14 protein-coding genes and 1 tRNA gene are annotated in these 17,244 nt (G+C 47.9%); 2 read left to right on the top strand and 13 right to left on the bottom strand.

Annotated elements, in window-relative coordinates; all coding sequences use genetic code 11:
* The 9 genes from TRQ2_RS08225 to TRQ2_RS08185 form a co-directional block, all read right to left on the bottom strand.
* Entirely contained in the window at positions 1 to 2,010 is a 2,010-nt protein-coding gene (locus TRQ2_RS08225) for a cellulase family glycosylhydrolase (protein WP_012311204.1), read from the bottom strand.
* Between the two features lie 158 nt (positions 2,011 to 2,168).
* Positions 2,169 to 2,969, bottom strand: a complete 801-nt coding sequence (locus TRQ2_RS08220) for a MurR/RpiR family transcriptional regulator (protein WP_004080056.1) — start codon at positions 2,967 to 2,969, stop codon at positions 2,169 to 2,171.
* Positions 2,953 to 4,095: a glycosyltransferase gene (locus TRQ2_RS08215; protein ID WP_012311203.1), complete on the bottom strand. Its 1,143-nt coding sequence runs from the start codon at positions 4,093 to 4,095 to the stop codon at positions 2,953 to 2,955. The genes TRQ2_RS08220 and TRQ2_RS08215 overlap by 17 nt, the downstream gene beginning before the upstream one ends.
* Complete coding sequence (mggS, locus tag TRQ2_RS08210) at positions 4,092 to 5,375, bottom strand: mannosylglucosylglycerate synthase (protein ID WP_012311202.1); 1,284 nt, start codon at positions 5,373 to 5,375, stop codon at positions 4,092 to 4,094. Before mggS ends, TRQ2_RS08215 begins: the two co-directional genes overlap by 4 nt.
* A complete protein-coding gene (locus TRQ2_RS08205) occupies positions 5,372 to 7,870 on the bottom strand; it encodes an alpha-mannosidase (protein WP_012311201.1) in 2,499 nt (832 codons plus the stop codon). Before TRQ2_RS08205 ends, mggS begins: the two co-directional genes overlap by 4 nt.
* Entirely contained in the window at positions 7,867 to 8,934 is a 1,068-nt protein-coding gene (locus tag TRQ2_RS08200; protein ID WP_004080048.1) for an ABC transporter ATP-binding protein, read from the bottom strand. Before TRQ2_RS08200 ends, TRQ2_RS08205 begins: the two co-directional genes overlap by 4 nt.
* 13 nt (positions 8,935 to 8,947) lie before the next feature.
* Positions 8,948 to 9,745: a carbohydrate ABC transporter permease gene (locus tag TRQ2_RS08195; RefSeq protein WP_010865285.1), complete on the bottom strand. Its 798-nt coding sequence runs from the start codon at positions 9,743 to 9,745 to the stop codon at positions 8,948 to 8,950.
* Positions 9,742 to 10,587 (bottom strand): carbohydrate ABC transporter permease, encoded by an 846-nt coding sequence (locus TRQ2_RS08190; protein WP_004080044.1) that lies wholly within the window; start codon positions 10,585 to 10,587, stop codon positions 9,742 to 9,744. The genes TRQ2_RS08195 and TRQ2_RS08190 overlap by 4 nt, the downstream gene beginning before the upstream one ends.
* Before the next feature lie 42 nt (positions 10,588 to 10,629).
* The gene (locus tag TRQ2_RS08185; protein ID WP_004080042.1) at positions 10,630 to 11,892 is read right to left on the bottom strand and encodes an ABC transporter substrate-binding protein; all 1,263 of its coding nucleotides are present in this window, start codon (positions 11,890 to 11,892) and stop codon (positions 10,630 to 10,632) included.
* A gap of 155 nt (positions 11,893 to 12,047) precedes the next feature.
* Between TRQ2_RS08185 and TRQ2_RS08180 the strand changes: the two genes are divergently transcribed.
* Positions 12,048 to 13,115, top strand: coding sequence for a radical SAM protein (locus TRQ2_RS08180; protein WP_004080040.1), 1,068 nt, complete (start codon positions 12,048 to 12,050; stop codon positions 13,113 to 13,115).
* Between the two features lie 4 nt (positions 13,116 to 13,119).
* Here the strand turns inward: TRQ2_RS08180 and TRQ2_RS08175 are convergent, their stop codons facing one another.
* From TRQ2_RS08175 to TRQ2_RS08160, 4 genes are read right to left on the bottom strand one after another with little or no spacing between them, the layout of a single operon-like run.
* The gene (locus TRQ2_RS08175; protein ID WP_011943957.1) at positions 13,120 to 15,066 is read right to left on the bottom strand and encodes an ATP-dependent helicase; all 1,947 of its coding nucleotides are present in this window, start codon (positions 15,064 to 15,066) and stop codon (positions 13,120 to 13,122) included.
* Positions 15,067 to 15,075: 9 nt separating this feature from the next.
* Positions 15,076 to 15,444, bottom strand: a complete 369-nt coding sequence (locus TRQ2_RS08170) for a divergent PAP2 family protein (protein ID WP_011943956.1) — start codon at positions 15,442 to 15,444, stop codon at positions 15,076 to 15,078.
* Positions 15,437 to 16,519: a redox-regulated ATPase YchF gene (ychF, locus tag TRQ2_RS08165; protein WP_012311200.1), complete on the bottom strand. Its 1,083-nt coding sequence runs from the start codon at positions 16,517 to 16,519 to the stop codon at positions 15,437 to 15,439. Before ychF ends, TRQ2_RS08170 begins: the two co-directional genes overlap by 8 nt.
* Before the next feature lie 9 nt (positions 16,520 to 16,528).
* Positions 16,529 to 16,951: a hypothetical protein gene (locus TRQ2_RS08160; RefSeq protein ID WP_011943954.1), complete on the bottom strand. Its 423-nt coding sequence runs from the start codon at positions 16,949 to 16,951 to the stop codon at positions 16,529 to 16,531.
* Between the two features lie 126 nt (positions 16,952 to 17,077).
* On the opposite strand from TRQ2_RS08160, the gene TRQ2_RS08155 reads away from it, so the two are divergent.
* Positions 17,078 to 17,154 (top strand) — tRNA-Pro (locus TRQ2_RS08155).
* Positions 17,155 to 17,244 lie beyond the last annotated feature (90 nt).

Genomic DNA, 17,244 nt, shown 5'->3' with positions numbered 1-17,244 from the left:
TCACATACCTCCTGTTCTTTTATAAAGTCTCACATTATCGATGAAAATCGGTCCATCGTACCTCAGATGATCACCGACAATTCCTATGTGAAGTTCTTTCACCCCCGCTGTTCTGTCGAACTCAATTCTTACATGGAATCTTCTGTACTCTTTTCCGCCGAAAGTGATGATCTCCGCACTTTCCACGTTCGCGTTGTTCATGTCGAGGCCTATCTTCACCCAGCCGGGGTTCAGAACCGCGTACGGCCTCAACCTTCCCTTGAGTCCCTCGACGTTTGGAATGTAGATGTCGTACTCGAGGATCTCACATTCTGAGAGTCTTTCGAACTTCCTTGCTACTCTCACTTCTTCCCAGTCGCTCTTTCCGGGCAGTTTCACGTTCAGCTGCAGTGCTCCATTTCCCACCTCACCGTTCCATTCAATGTCAGGTGACCCGAACTCTGCCTGCCAGGTTCCGCTGTTCCACCAGCTTTTCACCTCCTCTGAAGAGGAAAAATCAACCTCCTCTGCGAGCACGTACCGCGCTTCGTTCACCACTTTCGCTTTGATAGAGTCTTTCACCGTCTTTCCCTGAAAGTGGCCTTCAAGGAACATTTCATGTTCTCCATCCGGGATCCGGGTTGTGTCGAGATCGAAGCCGTAAATTCCGTATCCGAGATGCTCTATCTCATTTTCAAAAACCAGATCTTCGACTTTGACAGACAACTTTTCAAACGTGTTGCTGTAGTCGAAAACACCAACTCTCACTTCCACGGTCTTTTTGATCTCCATGCCGTCTTTTGGAAGGATGAAAGAGCAGGTGTCTTCTCTTATGTCTTCACCTGTGTTGAACAGCTTCGCGTATTCTCTGATCAGTTCCGCTTCTGGACTGTCGTCGTTCACTATTCTGAAACCGTCGTAGTCCGGATAGTACCCCCTTTCATCCTTGTCCCAGCCTTCCCCGATTCCCGCGAGCATCCAAAACATCGCTCCATCTCCACCGAGATCGTAGACCAGATCGTTCCAGAGTCTGTAGATGGCCGTTCTGTTAACTGGCGCACTCTTTGGAATTCCATATTCTTCCAGAACAACGGGTTTTCCGATCTCTTTTGCGATCTTTATGTGGTCTTCTATCCACTTCGCTCCCCACTGGGCATAGTTCTCTGGACTGACACCCCAGTGGGACGGATAGAGGTGGAACGTGCCGAAGTCCACCGTCTCTATCGAAAGGAGCTTCTTCCAGTCAACACCGGACCAGCCGTTGTAGGCCCACTCGGCTTCTCCACCGTAAGGTTTGAATCCTTCGTAGTTGCTGAAGAATCCTTCGTCCCCCACAGCCACGAGGTGGTTGGGATCCAGACTCTTTATGTAGGAGCTCATCTCCTTCACCCACTCAACGAGCGTGTTCCCCGATTTGTCCGTCTCACAGCGCGGTTCGTTTGCAAGCTCCCAGGCCATGATGGTGGGCTCTTCCCTGTAAGGAACTCCCGTGTAGGTATTGACATGGTTTACGAGGAAGGAGACGTACTTTTTGTACTCTTCTTTGATCTTCTCATCTCTGTAGAAATCGTCGTGATGGGTTCCTCCAAACCACCTCACGTACTGGTTCATTCCACCGAAGTCGTCCCAGTTGTTCACAAGAACAATGACAAGTTTTATACCGAGTTCTTTCGCTTTCGCAACTGTGTAGTCGAGTCTTTCGAAACCGCTCTGGGCGTTCGATATTCCTTCTGGCACCCCGAAAACACCGGGCTCAGGATGCATGTAGGTGTTCTTGTCTCTGCAGTAACTCTCCCCGTCGAGGAAACCCCAGATTCTGAGGACCTTTATACCCATGTCTCTGGCACTCTCCAGAACACTGTCTATCATTCTGTTGCTCTTGTAGTGCATGTAGTAGTTGTTGCTTCCAATGAATCTGAATTCTTTTCCGTTCAGAGCGAATTTTCCGTTTTCCACTTTCACGAACTCGTCACTTGCAAAGAGAACGAAAGAGAGCTCAACGATCAATAAAATGAACATAAATCTACGCATACCGATACCTCCCGTTAATTAGTAAACTTTACTTATTTATCAGGGTCATCGAGAAAAAATGTACCATTCGGACTTCTGCAAAGTCAAGTCCTATTTTTCGTGATTTTCGAGTTTTATTTGTGAAAGTGAGCAATTATTTCCGATTAGAATCTAAAATCTCAAAATCTCTTCGGTTTGAACACTCCTTCCAGGTTTTCGAAGTGTTTCTTCCTCTCCCGGTATATTCTTTGGAACGTTTCCTTGAAGAGCACATCCACAACGGCGATCTCTCCGATGTTCTCCCTGAGGAATTCGTAGGTGTCGTACTTCACGGGCGGGCTTTGAAGCACCAGATGAACCACCTTGGCGAGTTCTGACTGTCTGTTCGTTGTGATTGCGATCGTCTTCGCTCCCATGTCTTTTGCCACCTGGGTGGATTTCACCGTGTCTCTGATGTTTCCCGTGTGACTGATCGAGATCACCAGGTCTTCACCGGTCAGATTCACGGCCTCTATCACCTGAACGTGCGGGTCGTTGGAAAAGAACGTGTGGAAGCCAAGAAGAGAGAACTTCAGGCTCGCGTACTCAGAAACCACTCCCGAGAGTCCCACACCGAAGAAAAGAATGCGGTGGGCGGAGAGTATCCACTCCACCGCCTTTTCCACGTTCTTCATATCGAGGGTGTCCTTGAGCCTTCTGAGGATGTCTATCTCCTCGTCTATGAAATCTCTTCTTTCTATGGTTTCTTCGAGCCCGCTGAGTTCTCTTGCAAGTGCGATCTTGAAGGCCTGGTAACCTTCGAAATCGAGCTTTTTGATCATCCTGTGAATCGTGGTTTCGCTCACACCCACGATCTTTGCGAACTCTGTGATCGAGTAGTGGATGACATCGTCCGGCCTTTCGAGCACGTAATCCGCGACTTTGCGCTCTGCAGGGCTGAACTGTGTGTAGACGTTCAGAATTTTATCTCTTATCTTCAACTTTCCATTCCTCCCTGAGCGAGTGTTTCTTCTCCAGAAACACATCGAGCTGTTCGTACACGTACCTTTCTGCCTCTTCATCCGATAGAGATTTTACCTCTTCCGCAAAGCGTGCGGTTCTCGCGAAGTAGAACGGCAGAAGATTTTCCACCACTTTTTTGTCCCTTGTTTTCCTGTACTGAACAGCGCTCCTGTAGAGGGTGTCGACCCAGGAAGAGAGGCTCAGTGTACCGCTCTCTTTCACTTCCGACAGGATACCGCGATCTATGTATTCCACTTCTTCAAGGGTTTCTCTTGCGAGTTTTTTGAGGTTTCCAATGTCTATACTCATAGAAGGAACTTCCTCTTGAGGAGTTTCACCATAGATGGGAACGTCTTCTATTTTCCATATTTCTTTCCAGACGTTTTCGTAGGTGATCACAAGTTCAAAAAGCGTTCCCACGACCTGAAGGAACATTCCTTTAAGGTGTTTTCCCGGGTCCTTCACGTCGTGCACCTTGGTTCCAAGAGCTGCCTGAACAACCCTTCCAGATTCGTTTATGGCGGTTGTGGTCATCCATATGTCGATCCCGAATCTTGCAACGTCCGTGTTCCAGATCTCTTTTGGCTTTCCCAGGTAAATCTCGAGGAGCTTTCTTCCCACACCGAAATCCCCACCAATGGGCTGGCGCACCTTTTTACCGTAGAGAACAGCCGTCATAGGAAAACACACGTTGTTCGTGATCGTGCCGTCGAACCTGTGCCTCAGGTAGAAGGGAGTGACGTAATCTGCCTCCCCTTTCAAAACAGGTCCTGCGAGTCTTTCCACCCACCAGGGTTTGACGCTTCGAAGATCCGCGTCGAGAAAGACGACCGCCTCCGCATCCTGCTTCAGGGCAAACTCCATGATCGCTCTCATCGCGCTTCCCTTTCCGGGAATACCTTCATAAACGAAGCTCTCTTTGGGAAGACCGAAAGTATCGGTCTCCATGAAGCGCTCTCTTGTCCCATCTGCCGATCCTCCATCGGAGTTCACGATCATACCATCACCATCGAAGAAATCTACAATTCCCTGCGCCGCTGTTCTCGCAACGTGAGAAATCGTTTCGGCGTTGTTGTAACTCGGTATCCCCACAACCACTTTCATGGTAATACCTCCCTGCTCAGTATGTCTTCCAGTCTCTCTAAACTGAAGTGCCTCTTTCCCACTTCGAAGTTGTGTTCGACAGTCTCCCTGTAAAGAGACGGATCGAAGAGGAGACGAGAAATTTCCTCGACGGCCTTTTTCAAAATCCTCTCGTCCACCTTTACAAGGCCGTTCTCTCTGAAGCATCGATCTCCAAGACTGACGTATTTCAGGCCGGCTGGTTTTATATCTGATTTGAAGACTTCGTACTCGAAAAGCACCACGGGCTTTTTGGCTGCGATCGCTTCCAGAAGCTGATTCCCCCATCCCTCGAGTATCGATGGATACGTGACAAAATCGGCGGCGTTGTAGAGCTTCCAGAACAAAGAGGTGTTTTTTCTCACTTCCTCGCTCAGGACAAGAAGCGATACTCCTTTTGAAGAAGCGTATTCTTTGAGTTCTTTCAGATACTCTTCGTCTTCGCAGATACCGGAAAAGAGAAGGATCACTTCTCCGCTGTATCTCTCTCCGTTGTAGAGATCAGCTTCTTTTTTCGATGTCAGTGTTTCCTTCAGAAGTGACACCACATCTATCGAAAGTTCGATCGCTTTTCTTCTATCGATTCTGGTTGCCTGGAGGGCCACAATCGTGCCAGGCGCTATCTGAAGTTCTTCTCTCACCCTGTGGTACATCTCTTCAGAAGTGATGGGAGAGCTGAAATCCATGACGTTTGGCACCACGACAGAATCGATGTTTCTGCGTCTTTTAAGCTCCCTTTGAGCGATCGTGTTTATGACAACGTGTTTCACGTTTGGAAGATCTGGAGGGAAGTGTTTCTCAAGGATCTCCCTGAATCTTCTGTTTTCCGGAATCAGATGTTTCCTCTCCCACCAAAAATCGTGGTGATGCGCGACGAAGTTCTTTTCCAATCTCGAAAGGGCAAGGCCCAGGGGCGGAAAGAGTCCAAGGGACCAGATGTTGTTTGGAACGATGAGATCGTAATTTTTCAAGGCTTCGTTCAGGATGTGGAAGAGCTCTTCCTCTTTTTCTTTCAAGAAATCGAGAAACTCTTTTTCACTGAGGAAATCTTTTATTCCTCCGAAGAAGTTCCTGTTCACCCTTTCAAAATCTGGATTTTCAAAACCGATCTCCTTTAGAGTGAGATCGACTCCCTCTTTCTTGTTTTCGGCAACGATGTGGACTTCGTGGCCCATCTTTGTGAGAACCTTCTTCCACTTTTCCATCTCGAGTGAGACACCATCCATGAGACCTCCCCGGTAGTGAATGAGCGCTATTTTCATTCTCTCTCCTCGCTTTCAAAGAGTTCCACCACGTAGTCGTAGGTTCTTCTCTTCATTCGAAGCTCGTTCAGCTCTCTCGCTGTTTTCTCGACATCTATCAGATACTGAAGGGAAAGTTCTATTTCCTTTTTCGTTCTCAGAAGAGAGAAGAGCCGATGCTTCGATCGAGGATCGTCCTTTCCCTCAAGATTGGTAATTTCATCTTCGAGGCTGGAGAGCGTTTCTTTCAAAAATTCGATCACTTCACCTTCCGGGTTCTTTTCCACGGAAACAACGGGAAACTCCGGGAAATTCAAAATGTTCAGTCTCGAAACAAAGCATTGTTTCTCTGAGAGAGACTCTATCGATTTCTCACCTATCTGAAGCGGTCTCAGACCTTCTATTTCTTCGAGGTACGGATTGTACACCCAGAGGTGATACCGATCCTTCACACCGGCCCAGGGGAGAGAAGAGAAGAAGAAAGTTTTCTCCTTTTCGGTGCCGTCAGCTTCAACATCTAAAAGAAGAGGAGGATTATCGAAGAGAAGGTACCATCTGAAGAACTCTTCGCTACGTGGATGAACCGGCAGTTCCATGAACGCAAGATCCACTGTGAAAACTCCTTCACACTTTGCCCCCGGAACATACATCATGGGTCCCGCGTCACCAACTCTGTTTTTAACCTCTTTTGCTATCCACTCAACGGACCTGCTCAAAGTGACGTGTACTTTTCCTTCTTCCATCCAGTACTCTCTAAGACCTCTTGCGAGAATAGTCTTTGAACTTTCTTCACTCCAGACGGACACAAACCCCTGAAACGGAAATTCCCTCACTTCACCTGTTTCTCTTGCTGCAAGCAAAATCTCCTTCAGTTCCTCAGGAGGTGTTTCAGGAAGAAGGTAGGAGTCTTTTTCTTTCCTTTTCACCACGTCAAAAGGCATCTTCGCGAAGATTTCGCCACTTCCCGTTTCATAAACCATTGAAAGCTTGTAGTTTTTCCCCTTTATCTTCAACGCGATACGCCACTTCACGAGCGGGGTTTCATCGAAGATCACGCGTTCTTTCGTCTCGATCAGGCATTGCGAGGAACGTATCGTTCTTTCCAGTTCCACCACCATCGAGTGTTTCGTCTGCAAAACTGTTCTCATCTTCTCCAGAGAAATCGAAAAATCAGTTTCTTCAACAGAGGTGGTGTAAGCGTCACCATCTTCTTTGAACAGTTTCAAAACACCCGCTTTCCTGTTATTCAGAACAAGTGTGCCGTCTCCTTCAAAATAGGCTCTGTAGTATTCGTTTTCCCAGGTGAGTTCCTTCACTTCTTTCTTCTCGTCGGCAACTTCTGTTTTGAACAGCCCTGCACCGTTTGTTTTCAACAGGAATGTCCTCTCGCCATCGCAGAAGTGATGGTTGTAGGAAAAGGGCGATAGAGAGAGTGCGTAGGTTCCCTTCTCAAGACCTAAACGCTCTACAAGGTGCCTCAGCCTGGATTCAACAGAAGATTTCACAAGGAAATACACGTTTCTGTACGTTCTCTCCATTTTTTCGTGGACGGGGTCAGCACAAACACCGCAGCTGTTGTCGTGCGCGAGAGTTTTCAGGTAATCCCTCCAGAAAAGATCACTTAACTCCTCTCCGTTCAAAACAGAGAGAAGATCGTTCATTTTCAAAAGCTTCTCTACAAGATCACTTTCAAGCTTCAGATAAGCTCTTGTGGAGAGTGTCCCTGGAAAGACGCAGGCGTACCTTCCAGAAAGGAGCTCTCCAGAGAGGGTGGGGGCATTTTCAGGGAATCTCTCGGGAAACTCTTCTGGTGAGACAATCTCAACGTTCAGATAATCTTTGGGATCCTCGGGAGAGAGATCTATATCGTATCCGTCGAGAAGAAGAATTTCTCCAGATCTCGAGAATTTTGCGAGTTTTTCCACCTCGTGTTTCAGTCTCTTCTCCGCGATATCCTGCGTTTCCTTCAAATTGTAGAGGTTCCTGTATCCTCCCACGAGGAAAACACCCTGGACAGCCGTTCCATCGCTTCCTTTCCAGAAAAACTCCTGGGAGATCCCGTCGTTTTCGAAGGAAATTCCCATCCACAGAAAGACCTTTTCTATTCCAAAGATTCTGTGCAGTTGAGGTTCCTGTGATATGTGACCGAAACTGTCGAGAAGCCATCCGGCGTTCATGCGTCGTCCAAAACGATTCGTGTCTTTTTCTCCTATCTCGAAGTTTTTCAAAATGGAAGCTTCACCCGGAATTCTCCAGTCTATCTGGATATAATACGGACCAACAAGGAGTCTTCCAGATCTCACAAGCTCTCTGAGATCTTCTTCGAGGTCCGGATGGTAAACGAGGAGATCTTCAACCGCAGCTGTTTGGCCATCCAGAACGTACACGAATTCTGGATTCTTCTGAACAAGCTCTTTCACTCTGAAAAAAACTTCTTTCAGCCATTTAGAGGTCACTTCAGAAGAGGTGAACCACTCTCTGTCCCAGTGGTTGTGAACAACCACCTTCACTTTCATGAGATTCTCTCTCCCGTCTCAGGGTGAAAGAGATGGATCTTTTCAACGTCCAGGAAAAACGTGATCTTCTCACCGCTTCTGAAATCCACATCCCCTGGAATTTTTGCGACGATCTTCTCACTTCCAACGTTGAGATGGAGAATCGTATCCGACATGAGTTTCTCGGCGAAATAAACCTCTCCTTCCAGCTTCAAAGTGTTCGGCTTTTCCTCCAGATAGACGTTCTCCGGTCGAATACCAAGGATCACCTTTTTTGCACCTGGATCGGTCTTCGCGGGAATCTTTATCTCACCGTTTTGGAGGACAACGCTATTTCCTTCCGATCTCACTTCCATCTCTAAGAAGTTCATCTGCGGTGATCCCACAAAACCAGCGACGAAGATGTTCACCGGATGGTGATAGATCTCAGAGGGCGTTCCAACCTGCTGAAGCTTTCCCTGGTTCATCACCGCGATTCTGTCTCCCATCGTCATGGCCTCTGTCTGGTCATGAGTCACATAGATGGTGGTGACTCCAATTCTTTCCTGAAGCTTTTTCAGCTCGCTTCTCATCTTCACCCTCAAAAGTGCGTCCAGATTGGAAAGAGGCTCGTCCATCAGGAGTACTTCGGGTTCGTGAACGATCGCTCGGGCAACGGCAACCCTCTGTCTCTGACCTCCGGAGAGCTGTGCGGGGTACCTGTCGAGGAGTTCGGAGATGTGAAGGAGATCCGCTGCCCACTTTACCCTCTTTTCTATCTCCTCTTTCGGGACTTTTTTCAGTTTCAGAGGATACGCGATGTTGTCGTACACCTTCATGTGGGGCCACACCGCGTAGCTCTGGAAGACCATCGAAATGTTCCTGTCCTTTGGAGGAAGGTTCGTCACGTCGCGATCGTTGAAAAAGATCTTTCCCCCGGTCACCTGTTCGAGACCCGCTATACACCTCAGAAGGGTCGTCTTTCCACAACCAGATGGACCGAGAAGAACGAGGAACTCCCCTTCGTTCACGACAAGGTCGATTCCATCGAGAGCCCTCACATTCCCGAAATATTTCTTCACTCCGTCTATTTTCACCTGCGCCAAGATCGATCACCTCTCATTTCAGGGTGATACCCCACATGCTTACAAGATATTTCCTTATGAAGAATATGAAGACCATCGCAGGAACGGCCATGATCGTTCCCGCAGCGAACTTGAAGTAGTCCGGTGATGCCATGGCGGTGTTCAGAATGTGTGCTGGAAGTGTTCTGTTCGTGAGTGTGAGGATCGAAGAAGCGAAGACTTCGTTCCAGGACATGATGAAGGCGAATATGGCAGATGCGGCGAGGCCAGGAAGAGCAAGAGGCAGCGTGATCCTTATAAACGCCTGGAATCTGCTGAGACCGAAGACCATCCCCGCTTCTTCGTATTCGACAGAGATTCCGGAGAAAACACTGGATGTGATGAGAACGACGAACGGAAGTATCATGGAAGCGTGAGCCAGTGCCACACCAAGCGTGGTATCCGCGAGGTTAAACCTCATGTAAAGAACCACAAGAGGTACCGCCACCACAATCAACGGAATCGATCTTGTCATAAGCATGGAAAGTCTGATGATGTTTTTTCCCGGAAACACGTACCTTGTGAGGGCGTATCCAGCTGGAAGCCCCAGCAGGAAAGAGATTCCTATCGAGATGAGCGCCACCTGCACACTGACCAGAGTGGCTTTCCCACCCCCGAGGGTGACGAACAGCTTGTAGAGATGTTCCAGTGTGAGACTACTCGGAAAGATCCTGCTGGGATTGTAGTAATCCGAGGACGGTGTTAGAGACGCAAGAACAATGAAGAACACCGGCGTCAGAAACCACAGGGAAATGATCACCGAAAGAAAAATTATGAAAAACTTCTTCATCATCGAGCCCCCTCTAAATGTTTTGCACTGAGGAAGGTGATGTAAAACCAGCTAACCACGATGGTGACAAGAGCGATCACGAGAGCGTACGCACTGGCCATCTTTGGGTCGTTCATGAAGGTGTACCAGTAGTAGGTCTCACCAGCGAGAACGGGAATGTCTCTTCCCGCAAGAAGCCACACCACACCGAATATCTGAAACGCGAAGAGAGTCCTCAGAAGGAGCGCCGACATGATCGATGGTTTCAAGAGCGGGAGTATGATCTTTGTGAATTTCTTCCATCTTGAAAAACCGAAGAGATCTGCAGCTTCGAGATACTCTTTGTTTATCGACTGAAGACCCGCCAGGAGGATGATGAAAACAAGGGGAGTAGCCCTCCACACCTCCGTGAGAACGATCACCCAGAATTCCCTCGCTTTGAACATGTATCCAAAGAAATAAATGGGTCTTTCTATCAGATGCAAATTCATGAGAATTTTGTTGAGATAGCCGTTCGGCGAAAATATAGTGTAACTCATGAGTGCTGCTGTCACATCACTCAGAGCCAGTGGGATCGCTATAAAGTAAAGTACCGTCGTGTAACCTTTGAACTTCTGATTGACGAAAAGAGCGAGTCCCAGTGCGAATATGAGCTGAAGGGGAACGATCACTGCTGTGAGAAGAATGGTGTTTTTCATGGCGCCCCAGAAACCACCATTCTCCACAAGGCGCTTGAAATTTCCAAGAAAACCTTCATCGCTTGTAAAAGCGAGTCTGAACGTTTCGAAGAGAGGATATCCCATCAACAAAACGAGATAAAGAACAGCTGGAAGGATCAAAAGAAAAGAAATCCATTTCCCTCTCATGGTGCACCCCCGGAAAAGGGGTGGGGATCCCCACCCCGGGTATCAGAAGAGACTTGCGTCGGGTTCTGGAAGTTCCGCTCCGGATTCTTTGAACAGCTGTCTGATTCGCTCACCGAGTTCCTTCACTACCTTCGCTGGGTCTTCACCCTGGAAGACGATCCTCGTGAAGGCCATTCTGTAGGTTTCGGTGAACTCTCCGCTCTTTGGTCCAAGACTCGGTATGAAGGAAACGATAGAATCCTTCGTGGCGGACTGATTTATCACACCTTCTGCGAGCACTTTGAGGGCACCTTCTGGCACGGCACCAACGGCTTCCTGAACCACTGGGAAGAAACCGACGTTCTTGAGGATTTCAACCTGCATCTCTGGAGAAGTGAGGAAGTCTATCACTTTCGCGGGTTCTTCGAAGTCCGCATCCTTCGGTATGGCAAGGCCCACGAGCACTATGATGTACCCTCTACCCATCGGCCCTCTTGGGACCGGTACAACAACGAAATCGTTAGGCTTTTCAACGATCGCGGGTTTGAGTCTTGCAGTGTGATCCCAGGCGATCCAGACTTCTTCTCTCAGGAGAGGATCGGCCATCCCGTCCCAGGTGGAGCTTGCCGGATGTACGTATTTGAAGAGCTCCTTCAGATAGTTCCACATTTCAACGGCCCTCACACTGTCGAACTTCAGAGCCTGCGCTCCCGTGAAGGATGGATAGATGTAGCCGTGGAGGAACCTGTGCCAGAGTCCCTTCGGTCCGATCGGGAAGCCAAGAAGGGGTTGTTTCGTCTTCTCATAGATGTTCTTTGCCCACTCGAGCAGAGCGTCGTAAGTCCACTTCTCCGTCCCCCTGATGACGTCTTCTTTCGAAAGACCGCGCGGCAGGTAGTCAAACGCCTTTTTGTTAACGGCCATCACGTAAGTTGCCTGGAGCCAGGGAATGAACACCTTTTCACCTTTCACATAAGCGAACTTCTCAAGCGTCTCGATGAAGGTTTTTCCTTCGAATTTGAGATCCTTGAGATCACTGAGGAATCCTTCAGAGGCCATTATGTAGAGGTTTCCCTGGAGGTCTGCAATCAGGTTCAGCGTATTTTTACCGGCTCTGATCTCCGCCTGGAGCCTGCTGTAGAGCTGTGGATACTCGAAGTTGAGGAACTCCACATCGATACCGCTCTTCTTCGAAAATTCCGCGAGTTTGTTGAGCATGAACTCCCTTTCAGCAGCGGGTGTCATCTGTGTGGACGCGAAGTTCACCTTTCCGAACATGAGACCCGCAACGATCAGAAGAACCATGAAAAACAACCACTTTCTCACCTTGAACACCCCCTTGAAAAGATTTTTCAAAATTGGATATGTGATAGAAAATTTTCTACATCCATATCATAATAAAAAATTGCTCCCTTTGTCAAGAGGTGTTAACATAAAAGGGATATTCGTCCTTTTGAACACTCTATGGAGGGTTTTTCAAGATGGGAGTCTGCAGGATTTGTGGTCTTTCACTTGATGAGATCAGCGATTCGATAGGTGTCTGCCTGGAGTGCCTGAGAAAGGGGAATCTGGATTTTGCAAGGAAGGCCCACAGAAAATGGAGGGAAGAGATCGGTCTTCCCGTTGAAAGGTGGGCTCGTGAAGAAGGAAAGGTGTGTTTCCTCTGCGTCAATTCGTGCGTGATACCGGAAGGGAAAACAGGATTTTGCGGCGTTCTCAGAAACGAAGGAGGCAGGCTCTCCTATATAACAGGCTCTCACAGGAAGGCCTTCCTTCACTGGTACTACGATCCCCATCCAACGAACTGCGTCGCACTACCTATCTGTCCGGAAAGAGAACACAGGGGCTTTTACAATTTCGCAGTCTTCTTCGCAGGATGCAACCTCGACTGCCTCTTCTGTCAGAACATAGATCACAAGTACATGGTGAAAGACGGAAGGATATCCGAAGGAAAGATCGTGGACATCGACGAACTCGTTGAGATAGCTATGAAACCACGCGTCTCCTGTGTGTGCTTTTTCGGGGGAGATCCCACTCCCTGGACTGTGTTCGCACTGGAGTTTGCCGTGAAGCTGGGAAATCGCCGAAGGATCTGCTGGGAAACGAATGGTCTTGCTCATCCCAGGATCATGGAGAGGATGGCCAGAGTCAGTCTTGAAAGTGGTGGCATAGTCAAGATAGACTGGAAGGCCTTTTCACCGGAGGTTTATGAAGCGCTGACCGGAGTTGACGGGAAGAGTGCCGTTAGAAGAATCATGGAGAACGTGCAGCTGGTTTCCTCCATGGGTAAGGGAAGAGAAATACCACTTCTTGTTATCAGTGTTCTTGTAATACCTCACTACATCGACGAAAAGGAAATAGAAGGAATCGCAGGGTTCATTTCATCGGTGGATCCAGAAATTCCCCTTGTTCTCCTTGCGTTCGCTCCTCAGCACCTGATGAGCGATCTTCCAACCACCAGAAAACATCACATGGAGAGAGTGAAACAGAAGGCACTCGAAAAGGGTCTGAAGAGGGTGTTCGTGGAGAACGTTTGGCTTCTGAGCTAAAGTCTCATTTCACTTCCCAAAACTCGACGAGTTCAAGCGGTATTCTGTCAATGAAATTCTCTCCGCTTCTCATGATGAACCTGTTTCCGCGGTATGGGTAGGAGGTTCCGGTGACCTGGTAGGAAATATACAGCTGTTCCTTTGCTCTTGTTATGGCAACGTAGAAGATCCTCTCTTCCTCATCGAGATTCCCTTCGGATATCGCGAAATAATTCGGAAAGTCTCCGGGATTCACAGAGATGACAAAAACGACTCTCCACTCGAGCCCTTTTGCCTGATGAACGGTGGTGAGAGTGACCTTTCCCTCTTTTTGAGAGATTTCTCTTTCTATTTCAACGTTTTCCGTCACAGCAAGATCCGTCAGGAAGGATTCGAGACTTGTGTAGCGAGACGCTATTTCAACGAGCCTTTCCAGATCCATCTCCCTTTCACGGAAATCAGGATACCTCGCTTCCAGATATTCGGAATAAAAAGAAGACAGGACGCGCTCTATCATTTCCCCAGGAGAATCGAGCTTTCTGATCTGATCGAGAATATCGATAAACCTGCTGTACTCACCACTGAAACTCACTTTCTTCAGTTCCTGGAAGGGATCCAGACCTTCTTCCACGTAAGCGCTGGCGAGATCCGCTATCTTCGAAGCCGTTCTGTCACCGATCCCGTAGAAGAGCTTTGCAGTCCTCAACCATGCGGATTTGTCCCTTGGATTTTGAACGATTCTGAGAAAAGAAAGAACGTCCTTCACGTGGGCGCTCTCGGTGAATCTGGGACCAGACAACACACGGAAATCTATTCTACTTCGAACGAGTTCCATCTGAAGCTCCAGAGAGTGCGAATGTGATCTGTAGAGAACTGCGATTTCTTCTGGTTTGAACCCTTCTTCTATTAACTCGAGAATCCTCTGAGACACGAACCGCGCTTCTTCGTATCTATCCCAGGTCTTGACAACAACAGGTTTCATACCATCCTTCTTTACCGGCTTCAGTTCTTTTGGAACGGATTTTTTCGGAAGCATGGCGTTTATGAATTTCACAATACTTTCCGTGCTTCTGTAGTTCGTCTGGATCTTGAAGATTTTTGTTCCGGATACCTTTATGAAATCTTCAACGTTTTCGTACCTTGCCCCTCGAAAGGAGTAAATACTCTGGGCATCGTCTCCAACCGCCAGGACGTTGCCGTGTTTCGACGATAGGTGTTCCACTATCCTGTACTGAACGTAGTTGGTATCCTGGAACTCATCAACGAGTACCCAAAGGAATCTTTCCGCCTCTCGATCTCTTATTTCTTTGTTCTCTTCTAAGAGTCTGTAAGCGTAGAAGAGAAGGTCTTCGTAGTCCACCACATTTTGAGAGCGTTTTTCCTGTTCGTAGAGATCGAAGATCTCCGAGATTTCTTCTTTCAAGTCCAGAAACTTTGGATTCTTCACTACGATACTTTCCCTCAAAGATTTGAGAGTATTTTTCATATAAGAATATATAGCCATCAAAACAGAAGGCTGGGGGAAGTTTTTTCTCTCTTCTTTACTCTTTCTTTCGAGGTACTTGCTTCTTGCATGCCTCATGAGGCTCTCCGCGTCTTCTCTGTCCAGGATAGAGTAATTTCGTTCCAAACCCACGTAAGGTGCGTACTTTCTCAAAAAGTAGTTGCACACATGGTGGAACGTTCCGGCGAGCATCTCAGAAAGCTCTCTTCCGGTCACCGTCTTCGCTCTCTCTACCATTTCCCGCGCCGCTGCTCTGGTGAACGTGACCAGAAGAATCCTGGAAGGATCCACACCGTTCGCCAGAAGATAGGCGATCTTGTACGTGATAACCCGGGTTTTCCCAGACCCCGGGCCTGCTATTACAATGCATCTTCCCTCTGATTCAACGACTGCTTTTCTCTGTTCCTCATCCAGATCTTCCAGAAAAGAAAGATTCGCTTCCTTGGGCCTTATCCGGTATTCTTTCATCTCTTCACCTCACCAAAGATGGAGCCGCGCGGGGAAAATGTGGGCGATGAGCATTCCGAGTCCAAGGCCAGCGAGCGCCTCCAGAAAGTTGTGCCCCAGATCCTTCTTCACAGCCGGTCTCAGAACGATGGCATCCATGAATATGATTACAAGGAGAATGGCAGCGATGGAAGTGTAGGGAGAGTCGAATCCCGTGCTTCGGGCGAGTGACCACGCAAGGCCAGAGACGGTGGCCACATGACCGCTGGGCATACCACCGTAGCTCTTCAGCATCTTCACGTCTCTTTTGATCAGAAACTTTATGAACTGAGCCGTCAGGAAAGAAATAACAGCCGTGGTGAACGGCGTGCTCCGAAAAATCTTCCAGACGTCAAGCACGGAATAGGAAATGGATCACATCCCCCTCTCTTACAATGTAATCTTTTCCATGTGTTTCCACAGCTCCGGCTTCACGTGCTTTTTTCAGAGAACCAAATTCCACGTATCTTTCGAAAGGAATAACTTCGGCCTTTATGAACCCTTTCTGTATATCTGAATGAATCAAACCCGCCGCTTCATAGGCAGTGGATCCTTTCTTTATAGTCCAGCTTCTCGCCTCATTCTGCGTCGCTGTCAAAAATCTTATAAGGTTCAGAAGTTTCAAAACCTTCTCGAAAAACTCCCTCCTTTTGTCACCGAAAAGGTTGTACTCTCTCCTGAAAACTTCCGCCTCTTCTTCCGGGAGAAATTTCAATTCTTCTTCGAGCTTCACGTTTATTATAATGTATTCCTCGTCCTTTTCTTTGACGATTTCTTCTATCAGTTTTCTTTTTTCTTCGTCCAATTCATCGACGTTGAAAACCAGTATCTGAGGTTTATCTGTGAGGAGGAAGAGGGATTCGATCACCTCTTCCTCGAATCTGTCGTGCCTTGGAAATTTCGAGGCCTTTTTACCCTGAGAGAGAAACTCCCGAAGATTCTGGAGGAGTTCTACCTCTCTCTTTGCTTCCTTGTCTCCCGTTCTTGCAACTTTCATCCGCTTTTCGAGACGCTTTTGAACAGTTTCGAGATCCTTGAGTATGAGCTCGGTTTCGACTATTTCTATGTCTCTTTTTGGATCCACGTTCTGATACGGATGAGAAACTCTTCCGTCTTCAAAAAGACGGACGACATGGGCTATAACATCCACCTTGCTTATGTGGTCAAGGAACTGATTTCCAAGTCCTTCTCCTTTGCTGGCTCCCTTGACGAGTCCCGCTATGTCCACAACCTCCACGAAAGGATGAACCACCTTTTTCGATCCTTCGTTCTTCGCGAGGAGCTCTATCCTTTCATCCGGCACAACGAAAATCCCCACGTTCGGTTCAATCGTGCAAAAAGGAAAACTTTCCGCAGGTACGCTGTTGTCGGTCAGGAAGTTGAAAAAGGAAGATTTCCCCGCGTTGGGAAGACCTACTATTCCCACCCTCTCCAAAGTATCACCTCAGTATTCATCTTCTTCGTCAAAGAAATCTTCTTCCTCGTCGAAGAAATCCTCTTCGTTGAAAAGATCAAAATCTTCATCCTCATCGTATTCATCTTCTTCTTCCTCGAACTCCTGTTCAGTTTCCGTCTGATGAATGGACAGGGGCTTTCTTGGATCAAGCATGCCGTCGAACACTTTCCTCTCCTTGCCGTTGACTACAAGGTATCCTTCCGCTTTGGCAGGTTTTCCATAGGCAGTGATCACCATCATGATGAGATCTTCATCCACATCGTAACCCGGTTCTGACTCGATCACCAGAGCGTTGTCGTAGTAGAGTTTGTTCTTTACCTCGCTGGCTTGCTTTTGGATTTTACCGTTGTTGAGAATCTCCTTTGCAGCCTCTTCACTGATATGGATCCTGAGGATATACCTGAAGTCCACGCTCTTCACTCCCCTGAGAAATTTTTTTACGCTCTTCGAATTATACAGGAGAAGTTTTAAAAGTCAAGGGTTCGATCGGTAAACGATTGCCCGGTGCAAAATCATATGTTATAATACCAGAGGCTACGGGGAGTAGCTCAGACGGCCAGAGCGCCAGAATCGGGATCTGGAGGTCGCGGGTTCAAGTCCCGCCTCCCCGACCAGGGACGGGAGCAAGGGCTCCCGTTTTTCTGTTTTTTTCAAAGTGTTTACCTCCGATGTAATTTTCATTCATGATTGGAGTATAGAATTTT

Origin of the sequence: Thermotoga sp. RQ2 (genome assembly GCF_000019625.1) — a bacterium.
GTDB lineage: Bacteria > Thermotogota > Thermotogae > Thermotogales > Thermotogaceae > Thermotoga > Thermotoga maritima.
The sequence above is the reverse complement of the archived record's forward strand: the minus strand, read 5'-3'. Positions and strand labels throughout refer to the sequence as shown.